Raw genomic sequence first — 19,168 nt, 5'->3', positions numbered from 1 at the left:
AATGCTTCAGTTCCCCGATGACAACGGATCCGCCAGCCGGGTTTCAATCTGCGAGAGCGGATTGACCTCCCGACGCAGGTAAATCCCCAGCCCCAGACCGATCATTGCCAGTGCCAGCACATAATAGGCGGGTGCCATTGGCGTCAGTCGCATAATCAGTGTGACAAAAATCGGCGTCAAGCCACCAAAAATGGCGTAGGCCAAATTATAAGAAAAGGAAATACCGCTAAAGCGCACCTCCGCCGGAAAGGCCCGTACCAGCACAAAGGGCACCGCCCCCACCACCCCAATGCTGAAACCAACCAGGGTATACATCACTCTCAGCAGCTCATGATTTTGCGCCACCAGATAGTAAAACGACCCGCTACAGACGCCAAAAAACAGACTGCCAATAATAAAGGTTTTACTCGCCCCGAGACGATCGACCACCCAACCGGCGGTAATACAGCCAAAAATCAGCGCAATGGTCGCCAGGCTATTGGCCTGCAAAGTCAAAGTTGCAGGGATGGCCAACTGTTTTTGCAGATAGGTGGGGGTCATCAGGATCACCACCACAATGCAGGCAGAGAGCAGCCAGGTCATCAGCATCGATACCACAATGGCTTTCTTGTGATGAGCAATCACCGACTTGAGCGGCAAGCCTTCGGCCAGGGTTTTATGGGATTTCATGGCGATAAAAACCGGGGTTTCCTGCAGCCAGCGGCGTAAATAGAGGGCAACCAGGCCAAAAATACCGCCGAGAAAGAAGGGAATACGCCAGCCGCCATGCACAATGGTCGCTGCTGGCAACAGGGTGTTAATCAGGGTGGCAACGACTGACCCAAGTAGAATCCCGGCAGTCAGGCCTGCCGTCAGGGTGCCGCAGGCAAAGCCCATGCGCTGGCGAGGAACGTGTTCGGCGACAAATACCCAGGCCCCCGGCACTTCGCCACCAATCGCCGCCCCTTGGAGCACACGCATCAGCAACAACAGCAAGGGAGCGGCAATGCCAATCGAGGAATAGGTCGGCAGCATACCAATGGCCAGGGTGGGCAGCGCCATTAACAGTATGCTTAAGCTGAACATGCGCTTACGACCGACCAAATCACCAAAGTGCGCCATCACAACGCCGCCCAGCGGACGAGCCAGATAACCGGCGGCAAAAATGCCAAAGGTTTGCGCCTGGCGCAGCCAGTCCGGCATAGTCGCCGGGAAAAACAGATCGCCGATGACCGCAGCAAAGAAGACAAAAATGATAAAATCGTAGAACTCCAGCGCGCCACCCAAGGCAGCGAGAGAGAGCGTTTTGTAGTCCTGCCGATTCAGTCGGCGATGATTGTCGTGTTGCATAAGATACCGTATCGCACCAGGTTGAAGTAAAATTTTGCCGCTATTATGTAAACTAAACATTACCATAAGCGGCAAATAATTTTCACACCACCCAGTTTGGATCTTATCTTAGAAATAATCGATCTTTAGATTTTTGTGTCGCGTATGGCGCTCTTTGGGCGAAATGCTGCTACCAGCTGGCTGTCCGTTTCAATGTACGGGCCATCCAGCAGCTGTATACAATAGGGGACGCTGGCAAATATTCCTGACACGATAACCTTGCCTTGCGGATCTTTCAGTCCTTCCAGGGTTTCTTTGATCGATTTCGGCTGACCAGGCAAATTGAGGATCAGCGCCTGCTTGCGGATCACCCCAACCTGACGCGATAAAATCGCGGTAGGCACAAAATGCAGGCTGATCTGGCGCATTTGCTCGCCAAAGCCAGGCATTAAACGATCGGCCACCGCCAGCGTGGCATCTGGCGTGACATCGCGGCGGGCCGGGCCGGTGCCACCGGTGGTCAGTACCAGATGGCATCCCGCTTCATCCACCAGCTCGCACAGCGCCTGCTCAATCAACGGCTGTTCGTCAGGGATCAGGCGTTGTTCAAGACAGAAAGGGGTAATCAACGCCTCTTCCAGCCAGGCAGCCAATGCCGGAATGCCTTTATCCTCATAGACCCCACTTGAAGCCCTATCGGATACCGATACCAGACCTATACGTAATTTATCCATTGTTCCCCTCCAGGACATCTAAAAGCTAAGTATATCGATAACCTTGCCAGGCGGTAGAGCGGGGATCGGGATTTCATAAACGCAGAGATAAAAAAAGGCGGCCTTAGCCACCTTTTAATGCTTAACCCCTGCCTGATTACAGCAGGTCGGCGATCATTTTTTCCAGCTTGCCCTGGTCTACGGCAAACTTGCGGATCCCGTCAGCCAGTTTGTCGATGGCCATTGGATCCTGGTTGTGGTCCCAGTAGAACTGTGCTTCGGTCAGTGGTGCCGGACGGGCTTTCACTTCACCGGTATAAGACAGTTTACGTTCCAACGCGCCTTCGCTTTCTGACAGCTCTTTCAGCAGCCCAGGCCCGATGGTCAGGCGATCGCAACCAGCCAGTTCGATGATTTCATCGATATTACGGAAGCTGGCGCCCATCACCACGGTTTCATAACCATGCTGTTTGTAGAATTCGTAGATTTCGGTAACGGAAACCACGCCTGGATCTTCGTGTGGCGCGAACTCTTTCTTGTCGCCATTGGCTTTGTACCAGTCAAGAATACGGCCAACAAACGGAGAAATCAGATAAGCACCCGCTTCTGCACAAGCACGCGCCTGAGCAAAGGAGAACAGCAGGGTCAGGTTACAGTTGATGCCTTCTTTTTCCAGCTTCTCGGCGGCACGAATACCCTGCCAGGTGGAAGCCAGTTTGATCAGAATACGATCGTTGCTGATGCCGGCATCGTTGTAAAGTTTGATCAGACGATGGGCTTTGGCAACGCTGGCGTCGGTATCATAAGACAGACGTGCATCGACTTCGGTAGAAATACGGCCCGGGATAAGTTTGAGGATCTCGAGACCGATATTTACCGCCAGCTTGTCGGCGGTGTCTATAATCTGTTGAGCGCGATCGCTGCTTTGATCACGTGCCCAGGCAATAGCTTCATCGATTAGTTTGCGGTATTCAGGGATCTGCGCTGCATTGAGGATCAGTGATGGGTTGGTCGTTGCATCTTGCGGTTGATACAACTTCATTGCCGCGATGTCCCCGGTATCAGCAACTACCTTGGTCAGTTGGCGTAGAGAAGTAAGTTTATCGGTCATTATGGCATATCTCATCGTTTGTAGATTATCGTTGAGGCATTTTCATGCCTTGCCTTCTCCTGATGATAACATGCACGAAGACATCCGCAAGGCAGTTATGGCGGTCAATATTTTCGGCGATAAAAGCCGTTAATCAACTCAATAATTGAAGAATAAAAAAGCGAAGAATGAGGAGTTATCGTCATTGGATTTCAGATGGCCGCCAGGCAAATCTGGCAGGTTGCCAACAGAATGACCAATGGGATAGAACCTGGCATTTTTCAGGGAATAGGGCAGTAAATGGCAAGTTTGTTTAACCTTCTCAACGAGATCCTCTGGGAATCAATACTGATTTATTTCCTGCTGGGATACAGTATTTATCTTACCATCAGGACTCGATTTATTCAGTTCAGACGCTGGCGGGAAATGTTTACCAGCCTGAAACCGCAAACTGATAGCGATCCGCGCGGTCTGTCCGCCTGGCAAACTCTGTCCGTCACACTATCGGGCAAAATCGGCGTAGGTAATCTGTTTGGCGTGGCCATGGCGCTCACCGCAGGCGGGCCCGGGGCCATTTTCTGGATGTGGGTTATCGCGCTGCTGGGTATGCCCATCGCCTTAATTGAAACCACCCTGGCACAAGTATTTAAAACCCGCGATCAGCAAGGACGTTTCCGCGGCGGTCCGGCGGAATATATGAGCCGTGGTCTGGGTATGCGCTGGATGGGCGTACTTTTTGCCCTGCTGATGATTTTCTCGGTGGGGCTCATTTTTAATACGCTGCAGGCCCATGCCATCACCGCGACGCTAAACGCGGCGTTTCAAATTCCACCGCTCTATTCCAGCCTGGGTCTGGTGATAATCTTCGGTTTGGTTATTTTTGGCGGTCTGCGCGCGATAGTGAGCATGTCCGTTTGGCTGGTGCCGATCATGAGTCTGGCTTATCTCGCCCTGGGCAGTTGGGTGATGATTGCCAATCTGCAACAGTTGCCCGCGGTATTCCTGCTGATCTTTAAAAGCGCCTTTGGCCTGCAAGAATTTGTCGCCGGCGCATTTGGCTATGGCGTCACCCTGGCCATGACTCAGGGCATTCAACAGGGCCTGTTTGCCAATGAAGCCGGGGTGGGGTCAGCGCCTAATGTCGCCGCGTTGGCAGCGGTGCGACATCCGACGAAAATAGGTTTCTCGCAAATGCTGGGGGTGTTTGTTGATACCTTTGTGCTCTGTAGCGCCACGGCGATGATCATCCTCTCTTCGGGTCTGCTCAATGCGCCCAGCGACCACAACAGTGCCGACCTGCTGCAACGGGCGATTACACTCAGCATTGGCGGCGGTGGCCCGCAGTGGGTGGCTCTCTTTGTGTTGGCGTTTGCTTTTACCACCATCATTGCCGGTTATCTGTATGCCGAAAATAACCTGCTGTTTTTACAACATGGTCGCACCGGGTCCGTTTACCTGCTGCGGCTGGCGATGATGCTGATGTTGCTCGTGGGGTGTCTAACGCAAATGACCTGGCTATGGCAGACGGCAAGTATCTTTTTGGCGGTAATGACCATCATCAATCTGACCGCCCTGCTGCTGCTTTCCGGTCTGGCGTTAAAAGTGGTGAAGGACTATGAACGCCAGTTGTTGATCGGCAAAGAACCGGTGTTTAATCCGCAAAGCTTTCCCGAGTTGAAAGATCATTGCCAGCCCGGTATCTGGCAGCCAGAAAAACCGGCTTCAAGGGCCGACTCCTCCGCGCAATAAAAGAGGCAATGGCGGTGATTGCGCTTCACCGCCCGCCGAGGTAACTTTTTTGTTAAAGTAAGGAAATACGCCATTTGCGGCACCCTGACTTCACAGACTAACCGGACGCCAATATGCTGACTATTCTCTCCCCAGCCAAAACTCTCGATTATGAAAGTGAGCTTGCCACCCAGCGCTTTAGCCAGCCGGAATTGCTCGACCGATCCAGCCAGCTGATTGCCATTGCCAAAAAGCTGACCCCGGCTGACCTCTCCAGCCTGATGGGCATCAGCGACAAACTGGCGATCCTTAACGCCCAGCGTTTTAACGACTGGCAGCCGGATTTTACCCCGGAGAATGCACGTCAGGCGATTCTGGCCTTTAAAGGCGATGTTTATACCGGGCTACAGGCCGAAGATTTCAGCGAGCAGGATTTTGATTTTGCCCAGCAGCATCTGCGCATGTTGTCGGGCCTTTACGGTCTGCTGCGTCCGCTGGACCTGATGCAGCCTTATCGGCTGGAAATGGGGATCCGCCTGAATAATCCGCAGGGCAGCAATCTTTATGCCTTCTGGGGCGAACTGCTGACCGAAAAGCTCAATGCCACTCTGCAGGAACAGGGGGATAATATCCTGATAAATCTGGCCTCGGACGAATACTTCAAAGCGGTAAAACCGGGCAAACTGCAGGCGGAGTTGATCAAGCCGGTATTTCTTGATGAGAAAAACGGCACCTACAAGGTGATCAGCTTCTACGCCAAAAAAGCGCGCGGGCTGATGAGCCGCTTTATTATCAAAGAGCGTCTGACCCAGCGTAAACAGCTGGAAGAGTTCTGCCTGGAAGGCTATCAGTATGATGCCTCACGTTCGCAAGGCAATGAGCTGGTCTTTACCCGCCCGGAGCAATAACGCCCTGCCCCGCAAAAAGAGCAAAGGCCATCATTGATGGCCTTTTTTTGATAACGCCCCAAAGAGCAGCGCTTATTTCGGCAGTGCCATCAGGAACTGACGCATGGCGCTAAATTCCGCTGGCAGGTTGTGCGACAGCAGCGGCAAGTCCGCGCGATCGGCCAATTCTTTCGGTAACGGCAGCGTTTGTCCCAAAATGGCTTCAACACTCTCCTTGAATTTGGCCGGATGGGCAGTACCGATAAACAGACCAAACTCACCGGCCTGCAACTGGTCGCGCAACGCACGGTAGGCAATGGCAGCGTGTGGTTCAGAGATATAGCCCAGATCGGCCAGCTCACGCATGGTCTCTTTGGTCGTCTCGTCACTGACGGTGGCATAACCCAGATCTTTCAGTTGCCAGATCTTGCGGCGATAGAGTTCTTCTACTCGCGGCCAGTTATTAGGCTGACTGACGTCCATGGCGTTCGACAGGGTGGCAACCGTCTTGTTTGGCGTCCATTCGCCGCTGCTCAGGAAACGCGGCACGGTGTCATTGGCATTGGTGGCGGCAATAAAACGCTTAATTGGCAGCCCCAATGATTTAGCCAGCAGCCCGGCAGTCAAATCGCCAAAGTTACCACTAGGCACCGAGACCACCAGCTGATTGCGCGCTTCTTGCGGCAACTGGGCCACGGCTTCAAAGTAATAACAGATCTGCGCCAGCAGACGGCTGATATTGATCGAGTTGGCGGAGTTGAGGCTCAGGGCCACTTTCAGCTCTTCGTCGTCAAAAGCCTGTTTCACCAGCGCCTGGCAGGCGTCAAAATCGCCGTCAATGGCAACGGTGTGAATATTGCCACCCAGGGTACAGAACAGTTTCTCTTGCAGCGGGCTGATTTTGCCACGCGGATACAGGATCACCACACGTACATTTTTCAGACCGTGGAAAGCGTGAGCGACAGCGGCACCGGTATCCCCGGAAGTGGCGGTCAGAATGGTCACCGGCTGATCGCCTGAGACTTCAGTCAGGATCTGCGCCATAAAACGGCCGCCGAAATCCTTGAACGCCAGGGTTGGACCATGGAACAGCTCCAGCGCGGCGACATCATCTTGTACTTTTGCTACCGGCGCCGGAAAAGCGAAGGCATTTTTCACCCGCTGGTACAGCTGCGCTTCCGGAATTTCGTCACCAATAAAAGCGGAAAGAATACGGCTGCTGCGCGTTACAAAATCCAGATCAAGCAGGCGGTCGATTTCCGTCAGCTCAAACTCCGGCAGCTCCAGCGGGAAAAACAGTCCTTGTTGTTTGCCCAGCCCCTGCTTCACGGCTTGCGCGAAGCTGACCTGCTCGTTGTGGTCCTTCAGGTTATACAGTTTCATCGATTATCCCAATAGTCTCGCGCCTGTGGTATCCAGGCGACAAATATGAACAAAACCTTCGTCATTTTGCAGATAGTTTTTCTGCAACCAATCAGCCATGCGCGTTGCCGTGGCGCTGTCATCACAGACGGCAAACAGCGTCGGGCCGGAACCTGAAATACCGCAGGCCAGCGCGCCAATATCTTCGGCGGCGGTTCGCGCCTGGGCAAAACCCGGCAGCAAACGGGTGCGATAAGGTTCAGCAATGACGTCTTTCATTAATTTAGCGGCCAATGCCGGTTGTTGCGTATGACAGGCATGCACAAACCCCGACAGATAGCGGCCATGACTAATGCAATCCTGACGACGGTATTGCGCCGGAAGAATAGCCCGTGCTTCGGCAGTGGACACTTTAATGCCCGGGTAGGCCATCACCCACAACCAATCTTCAAAACAGGGAACGCGCTGGGAAATAATCCCCAACTCTTCGAGCATCAGCTGTAAGCCACCGAGATAGCAAGGGGCCACATTATCATAGTGCACGCTGCCGGAAATTCGACCTTCCAGCTCGCCCATCAGCGTTAGCATGGTGGTTTCACTGAGCGGCTTGCCGCAAAACTCATTCATCGCCATTAGACCGGCGACCACCGAACAGGCACTGGATCCGAGACCGGAACCAATGGGCATGTTCTTTTCCAGGGTCATGGCCACCGGGATCTCTTTGCCAAGCTCCTGACAGAAACGCTGCCAGCATTGATAAACGATATTCTCTTCCATCCGATCGGGCAGCTTGGACACAAAGCGCCCGGAGTTGGTCAGCGTAAACTCCGACGCTGCTTCTACGCTGACGCAGTCACCCAGTAGCGAACCATCTACCGGCGAGACGGCTGCACCCAGCACATCAAACCCGACGCTAACATTACCTATCGAGGCTGGGGCATATACCTTAACCATATTAAACTCCTAACTTCCATGACAGCGTTCGCAAAAGATCGGCAAAGACGCCTGCGGCGGTAACGTCGTTACCGGCACCGTAGCCGCGCAAAACCAAAGGAATAGGTTGATAATAGCGACTATAGAACGCCAGCGCATTCTCGCCATTTTTTACTTTATACAGCGGATCGTTACCGTCAACGGCCTCGATCTTCACCTTACAACGCCCTTCATCAATGGCACCGACATAACGCAGCACTTTACCCGCTGCCGTAGCATCGGCGACGCGCTGGCGGAACTCGGCATCCAACTCGGGAAGGCGGGTCAGGAAGCGGTTAACATCGCCGCTGGCATCAAAGGAGGCAGGCAGCACCGACTCGACGTCAATATCGGACAGTTCAAGTTTGTAACCGGCTTCGCGGGCCAGGATCAATAACTTGCGCGCGACGTCCATTCCCGACAGATCGTCACGCGGATCCGGTTCGGTAAAACCGCTTTCCCGTGCTGCCAGCGTGGCTTCCGACAAAGACATGCCTTCATCCAGCTTGCCAAAAATCAGCGACAGAGACCCGGACAGGATACCGCTGAAACGCACCAGTTCATCACCGGCATTGAGCAGGTTTTGCAGATTTTCGATCACCGGTAGCCCGGCACCGACGTTAGTGTCATACAAGAACTTGCGACGAGAACCTTCCGCCGCCTTGCGCAGCTGATGGTAATAGTTCATTGATGAGGTATTGGCGCGTTTGTTCGGGGTGACCACATGGAAGCCATCGGTCAGGAAATCGGCATACTGCCCGGCAATGCTTTCATTGGAGGTACAGTCGACGATCACCGGATTAAGCAGGTGATACTCTTTTACCAGGCGGATCAGACGGCCAATATTGTAGGGTTCTTTTGCTACCGCCAGCTCTTCACGCCAGTTTTCCAGCGCAATACCGTGCACATTGGTCAGCATGGCGCTGGAGTTGGCAATACCGCATACGCGCAAATCGATATGTTTGGCTTTCAGCCATGCCTGCTGACGACGAATTTGCTCAATCAGCGCGCCGCCCACGCCGCCCGCACCAATCAGAAAGACTTCGATAACCTGATCGGTATTAAACAGCATCTGATGGCTGACACGCACGCCCATAGTGGCATCATCGTTATTGACCACCACGGAAATAGAACGCTCGGACGAACCCTGCGCAATAGCAACAATATTGATATTGGCGCGGGCCAGCGCCGAGAAGAATTTGGCAGAGATACCGCGCAGTGTGCGCATACCGTCGCCAACCACCGAGATCACCGCCAGTTTTTCCATCACGTCCAGCGGCTCCAGCAGGCCGTCTTTCAGTTCCAGATAGAACTCATCCTCCAGCGCTTTGCGCGCACGCAGCAATTCGCTTTGCGGTACGCAGAAGCTGATGCTGTACTCGGAAGAAGACTGAGTGATCAGCACCACCGAAATGCCGGAACGGGACATCACCGCAAACACGCGGGCTGCCATGCCGATCATGCCTTTCATTCCCGGTCCCGAAACGTTGATCATCGCCATATTATTCAGGTTGGTGATGCCTTTCACCGGGGTGTTTTTATCTTCGGCATCTTTATCGACGCCCTGACTGCCAATCAGCGTACCGGGGGCCTGTGGATTGGCGGTGTTTTTGATTAGACAGGGGATCTGGAACTGCGCGATAGGAGTGATAGTACGCGGGTGCAGCACCTTGGCACCAAAGTAGGACAGCTCCATCGCCTCCTGGTAGGACATGGATTTTAGTAAGCGGGCGTCCGGCACGGTGCGCGGATCGCAAGTGTAAACCCCGTCAACGTCGGTCCAGATTTCGCAGCAATCGGCGCGCAGACAGGCAGCCAATACCGCTGCGGAATAGTCGGAACCGTTACGACCCAGCACCACCAGTTCGCCTTTATCGTTACCGGCGGTGAAACCGGCCATCAGGACGATATCGCCAGGAGGAATGGCGCTGGCAGCAATACGCGCCGTAGATTCGTTGATATCGACGGTGGACTCCAGGTAGTGACCGACGGCCAACAGTTTCTCTACCGGGTTAATCACGGTCACGCCGTAACCCTTGGCCTTGAATACCGCTTCCATAATGGCGATGGAGAGCTTTTCACCCCGGCAGATGATAGTGGCGTTAACACTGTCAGGGCACTGGCCCAACAGGCTGATACCGTGCAGCAACTGTTTGAGCTGGGCAAACTCCTGCTCAACAAATTTTTTCACCGCAGGCAGATCAAAACCGGGCTGAGCCGCGGCCAGTCCGTTAATCAGATCGGCAAAAATGCGTTCCGCATCGCTCATGATCGGCAGGATATCCTGCCCGACTATGGTTTTTTCGATCATCGCGACCAGATGATTGGTAATTTTAGCCGGGGCTGACAATACCGTAGCTACCTGTCCCTGACTTGCATTGCTTTCCATGATATCCGCCACCCGCAAGAAGCGTTCGGCATTTGCTACTGAGGTCCCGCCAAATTTCAACACTCGCATTTCTGGTTTCTCCTGCTCTCTTTTCGAGAAAAATTAGCCGAAAAAAAAGCCCGCACTGGTTAGGTGCGGGCTTTTTTTGGTTTTTCCTGTACGCGTCAGCCCGCCCCGTTACCTGTGGTAATGGTGGTGGTAATAATTGTGATAATCAGGCTGATGTGTCGCATTTGTTTTGTGTTTGTCTTATAGGTTTTTACGCTGTCTACCCTATTAGCTAAAGCATAAGGCATCACAAGTCAATTTTTTTCTCTTTTGGCGGCAAAAATCACCCGACCAACGGACAGCATATAACACCAGAAAAAAGCCATTCAGGCAGCAATAAATACCACTAATGGACAAAAAGTATAGAAAAAGCACTCGGCAGTGCGGCAAAGACCTGCTACCTCAGTCAGCGAGTTTTTTTTCAATATCGTGCAACAAGGTATGCAGCATCGCCGCATCTCTTTGCTCGATAACGCCCAATCGCTGATGCAGCCAATCGCCAAGTTTTTGGTCGTCTTGCGCCCCGAGATCCACCAGCAAACGGGAAACTCTGCCACGCAACGCCTCCAGTTGGCCGGCCTGGGGTGGCACTGGTTGCTTGAGCGCGATCTGGTTCAATGCCGACAGTTGATAGCAAAACACCATCACCGCCTGCCCAAGATTCAGTGACGGATAATCCGCGACCATTGGCACGCCGGTTAACAGATCAGCCAACTCCAGCTCTTCATTGGTCAGCCCCGAATCTTCGCGACCAAATACCAGCGCGACGTTGTTGGCCCATGCCTGACGCTCAGTCAACTGCACTTCCAGTTGTTGCGGGGTACAGTAGTAATGAAAACGCGCCCGGCTGCGGGCGGTGGTGGCCACTGTAAAATCCATATCGGCCAGAGCCTCACCGAGGGTGTCGAAGTGCTGGGCATTTTGCAAAATCTCCGCCGAGCCGTGGGCAACCCAACCGGCCTCGGGCTGCAAATGGGCATGGCTATCAACAATACGTAGCGAAGCAAAGCCCATGGTTTTCATTGCACGCGCCGCGGCGCCCACATTTTCGGGCCGAGCCGGGGAGACAAGAACAATATGAAGTTGCATGAGCAGTACCTGAAAAATAAAGATGACAGAGTAGACCGCCATAGGCCTTTTTGATACCCACTGACCGGTCCGAAAACGGGAATTATAATTCACATCCGTTTAACAGTCTTTGATTATGTCTGCCTATAGCCGCAAGAAATGGTCGTTGCCGCGACATCGCTACGCCAATCGCACTTTTCACCATGACGATAAAAATTTATCATTACAAATCATAATGATATAACAGTTAAAAAAGCTGGTTAACTTTTAAGAAACTTAAAGTTATTGAACTGGCCAATATGGGTTAATAAAAGATGAAATGTAGCCTTCAAGCCCCGTATTTTAAGTATTTTTCACCTTTCTGTTACCGTGCTACAATTGAAATTGATATATGTCAACAAAGCGTAGTTTTGTTGAGTGGTAGTTACGGTACTCGCTGTTATATTGCTGTTAATAGGGTTAGGATATGCGCCGCTCAAGGTACCAACGGGACTGCAGGAAGTGGTATCCCTGACTGAGCTGGCGATGTTGTTGCCGTTGATGGAAAGTGCATCAAGAACGCGTTTACGTACTTTAGTCATATAGCGAGTGAGGCAGGATAAGAAACTGCCAAAAATCACCGTGATAACAAGGACTTCTGTACTCCTGTTTTCTATTTGTTGGCAATCTTAGGTAGCAAAAATGCAGACCCCCCACATTCTTATCGTCGAAGACGAACTGGTAACACGCAATACCCTAAAAAGTATTTTCGAAGCAGAAGGCTACATGGTATTTGAAGCCAATGACGGTGCAGAAATGCATCACCTGCTGTCCGAAAATAATATTAATCTGGTTGTTATGGACATCAATCTGCCAGGCAAAAATGGCCTGCTGCTGGCCCGTGAGTTGCGCGAACAAGCGAATGTCGCTCTGATGTTCCTGACTGGCCGTGATAACGAAGTCGACAAAATCCTCGGTCTGGAAATCGGTGCCGATGATTATATGACCAAGCCGTTCAATCCGCGTGAACTGACTATCCGTGCGCGTAATCTGCTGACCCGCACCATGAATCTGAGCCCGGTAGGCGAAGAACGCCGCCTGGTTGAAAGCTATCGCTTTAACGGCTGGGAGCTGGATATCAATAGCCGCTCACTGGTCAGCCCGACTGGCGAACAATACAAGCTGCCACGCAGTGAATTCCGCGCCATGCTGCACTTCTGCGAAAATCCGGGCAAAATTCAAACGCGTGGCGATTTGCTGAAGAAAATGACCGGCCGTGAACTCAAACCTCATGACCGTACCGTCGATGTCACCATCCGTCGCATTCGTAAACACTTCGAAGCTACGCCGGATACCCCGGAAATCATCGCCACTATCCACGGTGAAGGCTATCGTTTCTGCGGCGATCTGGAAGACTAATCGCCATCGAGACAGCTTGCTGACTCAGCGTCTGGTCGAGTTCTCCAGAACATAACATCGTTAACACACGGGTTGCCAACCGGTTTGTAACAGTAAAAAAGGCCAGCTTATGCTGGCCTTTGACTTTGATGACAAAGTCGTCTTGATGATCGAGATACCCGGGCATAGCACACCCAGGGGCGCTCCGGCGGGCAAGCCGCTACGACCCCAACGGTGCACTCTCCCTAATAATGGACTTTGTCAGCAGTCTGAAAGGCCAGCTTATGCTGGCCTTTTTAGTTACTGCCCCAAGAGAGCATCTGCCAATACTAGCGATTACCCCAGGGGATAATCGGTACTGCGCTGATGGCATTTTTAGGGGAGCCGTCGACAACTTTATCGGAGTAGCTCAGGTAAATAAGCGCATTACGTTTGGCATCATAAAAACGTACCACCTGCAGCTTTTTAAATACCAGCGAGGTCCGTTTCTGGAAAACAACGGTGCCTTTATCCCCGCCCTGTTTGATATTATCAGCAAGCTCGATTGCTCCGACTTGTTGACAGGATATTGCGGCATCCGAGGTATCTTCCGCCAGCCCAAGTCCCCCCTTTATGCCGCCGGTTTTTGCCCGGCTGATATAACAGGTTACATTTTTAATATCCGGATCATCGAAGGCTTCCACCACGATTTTATGGTCTGGTCCAAACAGTTTAAATACCGTGTCCACGGATCCGACTTGCTCTGCCTGAGCAAATGTTGCGCACAGAGACAATGTTACAATAACAAAAATACAACACTTTTTCATCGAGTTACCTCAAGTCCATTTATTGAACGAACAGCGCAGCGTCTTACTGTAACAACTTGCGCGTGTTCACAAAGTTGAAATCATTTCACCCTATTCGCTTTCAAATCGCACAGTAAGCTAAAAAATATCTGAGAGTTTTACTGTTAAAAAATTGCTATTATGGACGGGTTTACACTCTATGCCATATTAGTTCAACGAGGATGATCTATGGATCAAGCAGGAATCATTCGTGATCTTCTCAGCTGGTTAGAAACACATTTGGACCAGCCGTTATCACTCGACAACGTTGCCGCAAAAGCAGGTTATTCAAAATGGCACCTGCAGCGAATGTTCAAAGACGTCACGAATAATGCTATCGGTGCTTACATTCGGGCTCGCAGGCTTTCCAAAGCTGCTGTAGCACTGCGTCTGACCAGTCGACCTATTCTCGATATTGCTCTGCAATACCGTTTTGATTCGCAGCAGACTTTCACCCGCGCGTTTAAAAAACAATTTGCGCAAACCCCGGCACTTTATCGTCGCTCTGAAGATTGGCATTCGTTTGGCATCTGTCCGCCCATTCGGCTCGGGGCCTTTATTCTGCCGCAGGCCGAGTTCCTGTCACTGCCAGAGAAGCATCTGATTGGCGTGACACAAAGCTACTCCTGTACGCTGGAGCAAATTACAACCTATCGTAATGAAATGCGCGAGCATTTCTGGCGACAATATATTGGCGAAGACACCACCCTGCCGCCACTGCTCTATGGTCTTCACCATTCCCGACCAAGTCAGGAGAAGGACGACGAGCAGGAGGTGATGTATACCACCGCCATTGAGCCAAGCCACCTCACCGACAATATCTCCGAAGGACAGGAGATTGTGCTCAACGAGGGGGAATACGCGCTATTCCGCTTTAAGGGTTCGCCAGAAGGCCTGCAGGAATTTATTCTCACCCTGTACGGTACCTGCTTGCCGATGTTGAAACTGATCCGCCGCAAAGGTCAGGATATTGAGCGTTTCCATACGCAACGTAAAGTGATGGGTCCAACCTCTCCTACCGAACTTGAGTGCGACTATCTGATCCCTATCAGACGCTAATCACAGCATAGTCGCTGTGCTTGGCGGGTCAACTGCCGCAACGCCAATGACTTGAAGACAAGCCCTTTGATCATGGTCGTTGCAGGCAGGCAATCAACCCGGCTTAACGTGAATACACAAGCCAGGCCTCAGTTTAGCGTTGCAGTTCGTCTAATGCCGGCAGATCAAGGTGTGAAATATCCCCGGCGGTTTCCACTATCCATCCCGACGCCAGCCAGTCACTTTGCTGATAATCCACTCGCGAGATCGAACAGTTACGCAAGCGTAAGCGACGCTCGGCATAAGCCGGCAAGCCCAAAATGGTGCTGATCAGGCAACCGAGGGCAATACCGTGACTGACCAGCAGCGGCTTGCTGCCAGCCGGCAGACTGAGGCAGTTATTCAGTGCCTCACGCATGCGCGCTGCCAGTTCGCTCATGGTCTCCCCTTCAGGGATGCGGCCACGCGGCGTGCCATCAACCATCTGCTTGCGCCAGACTTCTTCCTCTGCCGTCAAACTATCGATATTGCGCGCTTCCAGCACCCCCATATGCAGTTCACGCAATCTGGGTTCAGTCACTACCTGGCAACCACAGGCATCGGCGATGATTTCTGCAGTGTGTTTAGTTCGTCCGAGATCGCTGGCTATCACATGTGTGATACCCTCATTACGCACCCTCTCGGCGACTTGTTGTGCCTGAAAGATGCCTTTTTCGGTTAATGGGCTGTCAGACTGGCCTTGAATTCGGCGTGCGGCATTCCATTCGGTTTCGCCATGACGGACGAGATATACCTGTAACATGAGTGTTTTCCGTTATACTGCGTGAAATAAGCTTAAGGACAATAAAATCTATGTATCACGTTATCGCTGCTACGACTAACCCTGCCAAAATTAAAGCTATTGAGCTGGCATTTGCGGACATTTTCGGCGCGGACACCTTTCGCATTGAAGGCGTAGACGTCGACAGTGGCGTTCCCGCTCAACCGATTGGCAGCATCGAGACCCGCACCGGTGCCCGCCATCGCGTGATCAGTGCTCGACAGGTGCGGCCGGAAGCTGACTTTTGGGTCGGCGTTGAGGCCGGTATAGAAGACAACATGACCTTTGCCTGGATGGTGATAGAAAATATGCACCAACGCGGCGAATCACGTTCTGCCAGCCTTATGTTGCCTGAAATTATATTACAGGAGATCAATCAGGGGGGGGAATTAGGTGATGAAATGGAGAAACTTACCGGTATTGCCGAAGTAAAAAGAAAAGGCGGCGCGATTGGCATCTTTACCGCCGGCAAACTGACGCGCACCAGCGTATATCATCAGGCATTGGTGTTAGCACTGGCACCTTTTCATAATGCGATTTATCAAACGCGTTCACAAACGCATTGATCGCCATCCTACTGCGGATTATCCCTTTTTGCAGGCTCAAGTAACTGCGCTGCCAACCAGGCTTTCAATTCTGGCGGCGCGGCTTTTAAGCCGTTAGAGCCGCGAGTAATGGTGGCAATCCCCGCCCCCAGCTGGTTTTTCAACTCACGCTGGCTCAGTTCCCCTTTCATCAACTCTTCAATAATTCTTAGCCGGGTCCCCAACGCGGTACGTTCATCCGGCGTTAAAAACAGCTGTAACAGAGAAGTGTGCAAATTTTCAGCAAAAGCTTGCTGTAGCAATGCCATAAAGCATTGCCAGTCCTCATTGCCTTGTTGGGAAAGAGCCGGGTCGTTTAGAGATATTTGTGCCATCGATACGCTGCCATACTATTGAACTAGTACAGCAGCATACCATAATGGCGTAAATATCAATAACGCCGCTGCCACTCTGCATCGGTCAGAATTTTGGCTGGCTGATGCAAAAAGTAGCGATAGAATGCATCATATGCTAACACATTTTTAACATATCGGCGAGTTTCCGAGAAAGGAATGCTTTCGACAAAAGCCACCGCATCTACCTGACCGCCGGTATTACCCAGCCAGGTATTGACCCGTGAAGGTCCGGCATTGTACGCCGCACTGGAGAGAATACGGTTGCGACCAAACATCTGGTAGACATACTCCAGATAGCCGGTGCCGATGGTGATATTGGTCTGCGGATCAAACAGCTGGCTGCTGTTAATATACCCGGGAATACCGTTCATCTGCACCGTATGCTCCGCCGTGGACGGCATCAGTTGCATCAGCCCCGCAGCACCGACCGGCGAGCGCGCCTGCGGATCCCAGGCACTTTCCTGCCGGGCAATGGCCATGGCATAACTTTGCGTGATCCCTTTGTTTTCCGTGGCCTGACGGAACTCGTTTGACCAGGCCAGCGGGAAACGTTCTTGCAAAGCGTCCCATAGCTTGCCAGTGATGGTGGCTTGTACGCTCAGTTCCGGCCAGTTGTTTTCATAGGCATAACGCGCCAGCATTTCCTGCTGGGGCTTGCTGCGACTGAGTATCAGATAGCTCCATTCGCTACGGGCCAGATTATTCATCTGCCAATACATCAACTCACGAATGCGCGCAATTTCCGGTAGCTGGTCAAGGCTGCTGTCCGGCCGGGCAGTCACAGAGATGGTCAGCGGATAGGCAACATTAAGCTTTTGTGCCGCCGCCATCGGATAGAAGCCACGTCCCTGCATCAGGGAACGCAACATGCTCTCTCCTTCTGCCCGCTGCCCCTGATCGATCAGCAGCGATGCCTGCCAGTAGCGCCATTCATCTTCCTGCATGGCGTCAGCCGGCAATCTGGCTATCCACTGACTTAATCCTTTGCGATCGCCACTGGCCAGCGACATACGAATACGGCGCTCCACCAACGAGGTGGAATGACTGCGCAAAATCACGCTGTCACGCCATGCAGCTTGCTCTGGTGTGGCATCAGACCCCATCAGACGCCAGGCAACAGCTTCTTCCAGCACCAGGCGGTCGCTATCATCCATTTTCTGCAAGCGCACCAGCACCGGCAGCATCGAACGGGCGTTTTCAACATCATCGCGAGCAATACGGGCAAAGGCCAGGGTGACCGCATTGCGGGTAAAATCGGTCGGTCCGACGGTGCGGGCAAAACTTTCAACGCTGGTTGGATCGTTTTGCAATTTCACCAGTGCATCACTCATGGTCTGGTAATCCGCTGGCAGCTGTTTGGCCAGGAAGCTAACCAGACTGGTATTACCCGCCTTCATCGCCAGACCAATACGCTGCAGGGTGGTCAATGGGGTTTGATTGCCCGCCTGTTGCCACACCGTAAATAATTTATCGCAGACTGTCGGCAATGATGTGCCGGTCAACCAGATATCTTTGGCACCATCAAAGGCCACCTGCTGCTGACCCGTTGACCATTTGGCAAAATAGTAATTACAGCGCGCGGCTACCGGCTTGGGTGCCTGCGGGCTGAAAGATAGCAGACCCTGCCAGTCTTGACGTTGCGCCAACTCATTCACAAAGCGGGCCGGCAAGGAACGCGCCGGCGGTAATGTCGGATTCGCTTGTACAAAAGCCGTTACCTGCTGTGGCGTTACCAATGCGATATCTTGTGTCAACTGTCGGTATTGCAGATAAGGATAGAGAGGATAATCCGTCAGCGTCGGCATTAACTGCGCAACGACATCCAGCTGATTACTGTCCCACGCCTGTTTTATCTGCATATAACGCTGCCGCTGGGCATCAAGAGAATCAGCCTTGGCCGCGCCTGATACCGCAACGAACAAAAAACCTACTGCCAGAAACCGCCACTTGTCCGCCTTGACCATACTTGCCTTTATCCTCGCTGGTTGTATCACTGGCTGTTCACCGATAAAAATGTCTCTGACTGCCAAAAATGCGCAGTCTGATTGATAATGCATACGCTAATCTATTCGCACCAAGAAATGAAGAAATGCCCTTGCGGCGTCACAAACTTTACACAGTGTGACGGGATCAACCGCACTTTGCACCCTTAGACGAGAAACAATGCGCGGTGTCTGCAGCCAACGAAAGCCCTTTCCCGGAGCAGACCGGCAAAGGTTGGCGGCAAGATCGGCCATTGCTCTCCCCCAGCGCATAAAAGAAGCCGGCGACAGGTCATCGCGCTCATATAACAGGATAAAGTAAAAATATCCCTTACTCCCTGAACCGCCGGGCAGATCCCATCATCATATTAGCGAGATACCCACATTACCTAAATAACCCCAATCAATGCATCCATTCTAAAAATAAATTCCAGGCAATAAATAAAATCGGGAAATTAAAAAATTCAAATATAACAATTTATTTACCATCATGAGTACAGCATGAATTTTCCGGTGCTTCAACTTTCATAATATAAAAATTACAAACATCAGCATTCTTCACACAAAACTCAGTATCATTATTCATTAAAAAACATATTATCCGGTCGATAGCAGAGGGTGG

17 protein-coding genes and 1 other annotated feature are annotated in these 19,168 nt (G+C 52.1%); of the genes, 5 read left to right on the top strand and 12 right to left on the bottom strand.

The features are described 5' to 3' along the window. Positions 1-6: 6 nt before the first annotated feature. From GW590_RS12630 to tal, 3 genes are all read right to left on the bottom strand, one after another. A complete protein-coding gene (locus GW590_RS12630; protein WP_169403407.1) occupies positions 7-1,329 on the bottom strand; it encodes an MFS transporter in 1,323 nt (440 codons plus the stop codon). Between the two features lie 125 nt (positions 1,330-1,454). Next, positions 1,455-2,042, bottom strand: coding sequence for a molybdopterin adenylyltransferase (gene mog / locus GW590_RS12625; protein ID WP_169403406.1), 588 nt, complete (start codon positions 2,040-2,042; stop codon positions 1,455-1,457). Positions 2,043-2,178: 136 nt separating this feature from the next. Further along, positions 2,179-3,132 carry a transaldolase gene (tal, locus tag GW590_RS12620; RefSeq protein WP_169403405.1) on the bottom strand — a complete coding sequence of 318 codons (954 nt, stop codon included), beginning with the start codon at positions 3,130-3,132 and terminating at the stop codon, positions 2,179-2,181. 279 nt (positions 3,133-3,411) lie between these two features. Here tal and GW590_RS12615 point away from each other — a divergent pair, with 279 nt between their 5' ends. Next, complete coding sequence (locus tag GW590_RS12615) at positions 3,412-4,860, top strand: alanine/glycine:cation symporter family protein (protein WP_169403404.1); 1,449 nt, start codon at positions 3,412-3,414, stop codon at positions 4,858-4,860. A gap of 113 nt (positions 4,861-4,973) precedes the next feature. Further along, positions 4,974-5,747 (top strand): peroxide stress protein YaaA, encoded by a 774-nt coding sequence (gene yaaA, locus GW590_RS12610; protein ID WP_169403403.1) that lies wholly within the window; start codon positions 4,974-4,976, stop codon positions 5,745-5,747. Between the two features lie 72 nt (positions 5,748-5,819). Here the strand turns inward: yaaA and thrC are convergent, their stop codons facing one another. From thrC to GW590_RS12585, 5 genes are all read right to left on the bottom strand, one after another. Next, positions 5,820-7,109 (bottom strand): threonine synthase, encoded by a 1,290-nt coding sequence (gene thrC, locus GW590_RS12605; RefSeq protein WP_169403402.1) that lies wholly within the window; start codon positions 7,107-7,109, stop codon positions 5,820-5,822. Positions 7,110-7,112: 3 nt separating this feature from the next. Continuing rightward, positions 7,113-8,042, bottom strand: coding sequence for a homoserine kinase (gene thrB, locus GW590_RS12600; RefSeq protein ID WP_169403401.1), 930 nt, complete (start codon positions 8,040-8,042; stop codon positions 7,113-7,115). Position 8,043: 1 nt separating this feature from the next. Continuing rightward, a complete protein-coding gene (thrA, locus tag GW590_RS12595; RefSeq protein WP_169403400.1) occupies positions 8,044-10,518 on the bottom strand; it encodes a bifunctional aspartate kinase/homoserine dehydrogenase I in 2,475 nt (824 codons plus the stop codon). A gap of 39 nt (positions 10,519-10,557) precedes the next feature. After that, positions 10,558-10,675 (bottom strand) — a sequence feature (Thr leader region). Continuing rightward, on the bottom strand, positions 10,614-10,682 hold the full coding sequence (gene thrL, locus GW590_RS24625) for a thr operon leader peptide (protein WP_169403604.1): 69 nt from the start codon (positions 10,680-10,682) through the stop codon (positions 10,614-10,616). It overlaps the preceding feature by 62 nt. A 217-nt stretch (positions 10,683-10,899) precedes the next feature. After that, the gene (locus GW590_RS12585; protein WP_169403399.1) at positions 10,900-11,586 is read right to left on the bottom strand and encodes a tRNA/rRNA methyltransferase; all 687 of its coding nucleotides are present in this window, start codon (positions 11,584-11,586) and stop codon (positions 10,900-10,902) included. Between the two features lie 660 nt (positions 11,587-12,246). Here GW590_RS12585 and arcA point away from each other — a divergent pair. Beyond that, positions 12,247-12,963, top strand: coding sequence for a two-component system response regulator ArcA (arcA, locus tag GW590_RS12580; RefSeq protein WP_169403398.1), 717 nt, complete (start codon positions 12,247-12,249; stop codon positions 12,961-12,963). A gap of 308 nt (positions 12,964-13,271) precedes the next feature. Here the strand turns inward: arcA and creA are convergent, their stop codons facing one another. Next, positions 13,272-13,748 carry a protein CreA gene (gene creA, locus GW590_RS12575; RefSeq protein WP_169403397.1) on the bottom strand — a complete coding sequence of 159 codons (477 nt, stop codon included), beginning with the start codon at positions 13,746-13,748 and terminating at the stop codon, positions 13,272-13,274. Positions 13,749-13,955: 207 nt separating this feature from the next. Between creA and robA the strand changes: the two genes are divergently transcribed. Continuing rightward, positions 13,956-14,825 (top strand): MDR efflux pump AcrAB transcriptional activator RobA, encoded by an 870-nt coding sequence (gene robA / locus GW590_RS12570; protein ID WP_169403396.1) that lies wholly within the window; start codon positions 13,956-13,958, stop codon positions 14,823-14,825. 133 nt (positions 14,826-14,958) lie between these two features. Here robA and gpmB read toward each other — a convergent pair whose 3' ends face one another. Continuing rightward, a complete protein-coding gene (gene gpmB / locus GW590_RS12565) occupies positions 14,959-15,606 on the bottom strand; it encodes a 2,3-diphosphoglycerate-dependent phosphoglycerate mutase GpmB (protein ID WP_169403395.1) in 648 nt (215 codons plus the stop codon). A 50-nt stretch (positions 15,607-15,656) separates the two neighbouring features. Here gpmB and yjjX point away from each other — a divergent pair, with 50 nt between their 5' ends. Further along, positions 15,657-16,190: an inosine/xanthosine triphosphatase gene (gene yjjX / locus GW590_RS12560; protein ID WP_169403394.1), complete on the top strand. Its 534-nt coding sequence runs from the start codon at positions 15,657-15,659 to the stop codon at positions 16,188-16,190. 8 nt (positions 16,191-16,198) lie between these two features. Here the strand turns inward: yjjX and trpR are convergent, their stop codons facing one another. Beyond that, complete coding sequence (gene trpR, locus GW590_RS12555) at positions 16,199-16,543, bottom strand: trp operon repressor (protein WP_169403393.1); 345 nt, start codon at positions 16,541-16,543, stop codon at positions 16,199-16,201. Positions 16,544-16,599: 56 nt separating this feature from the next. Next, positions 16,600-18,528 carry a murein transglycosylase gene (sltY, locus tag GW590_RS12550; RefSeq protein ID WP_169403392.1) on the bottom strand — a complete coding sequence of 643 codons (1,929 nt, stop codon included), beginning with the start codon at positions 18,526-18,528 and terminating at the stop codon, positions 16,600-16,602. Positions 18,529-19,168 lie beyond the last annotated feature (640 nt).

It is taken from the genome of Rouxiella aceris (genome assembly GCF_012933545.1).
Classification (GTDB): domain Bacteria; phylum Pseudomonadota; class Gammaproteobacteria; order Enterobacterales; family Enterobacteriaceae; genus Rouxiella; species Rouxiella aceris.
The sequence above is the reverse complement of the archived record's forward strand: the minus strand, read 5'-3'. Positions and strand labels throughout refer to the sequence as shown.

Bases quoted from the DNA above. Each gene is read 5' to 3' on its own strand.
- creA (WP_169403397.1), bottom strand. From the start codon at position 13,748: ATGAAAAAGTGTTGTATTTTTGTTATTGTAACATTGTCTCTGTGCGCA.
- robA (WP_169403396.1), top strand. From the start codon at position 13,956: ATGGATCAAGCAGGAATCATTCGTGATCTTCTCAGCTGGTTAGAAACA.
- GW590_RS12615 (WP_169403404.1), top strand. From the start codon at position 3,412: ATGGCAAGTTTGTTTAACCTTCTCAACGAGATCCTCTGGGAATCAATA.
- gpmB (WP_169403395.1), bottom strand. From the start codon at position 15,606: ATGTTACAGGTATATCTCGTCCGTCATGGCGAAACCGAATGGAATGCC.
- arcA (WP_169403398.1), top strand. From the start codon at position 12,247: ATGCAGACCCCCCACATTCTTATCGTCGAAGACGAACTGGTAACACGC.
- yjjX (WP_169403394.1), top strand. From the start codon at position 15,657: ATGTATCACGTTATCGCTGCTACGACTAACCCTGCCAAAATTAAAGCT.
- GW590_RS12630 (WP_169403407.1), bottom strand. From the start codon at position 1,329: ATGCAACACGACAATCATCGCCGACTGAATCGGCAGGACTACAAAACG.
- thrC (WP_169403402.1), bottom strand. From the start codon at position 7,109: ATGAAACTGTATAACCTGAAGGACCACAACGAGCAGGTCAGCTTCGCG.
- thrA (WP_169403400.1), bottom strand. From the start codon at position 10,518: ATGCGAGTGTTGAAATTTGGCGGGACCTCAGTAGCAAATGCCGAACGC.
- yaaA (WP_169403403.1), top strand. From the start codon at position 4,974: ATGCTGACTATTCTCTCCCCAGCCAAAACTCTCGATTATGAAAGTGAG.
- mog (WP_169403406.1), bottom strand. From the start codon at position 2,042: ATGGATAAATTACGTATAGGTCTGGTATCGGTATCCGATAGGGCTTCA.
- thrB (WP_169403401.1), bottom strand. From the start codon at position 8,042: ATGGTTAAGGTATATGCCCCAGCCTCGATAGGTAATGTTAGCGTCGGG.
- sltY (WP_169403392.1), bottom strand. From the start codon at position 18,528: ATGGTCAAGGCGGACAAGTGGCGGTTTCTGGCAGTAGGTTTTTTGTTC.
- tal (WP_169403405.1), bottom strand. From the start codon at position 3,132: ATGACCGATAAACTTACTTCTCTACGCCAACTGACCAAGGTAGTTGCT.
- trpR (WP_169403393.1), bottom strand. From the start codon at position 16,543: ATGGCACAAATATCTCTAAACGACCCGGCTCTTTCCCAACAAGGCAAT.
- GW590_RS12585 (WP_169403399.1), bottom strand. From the start codon at position 11,586: ATGCAACTTCATATTGTTCTTGTCTCCCCGGCTCGGCCCGAAAATGTG.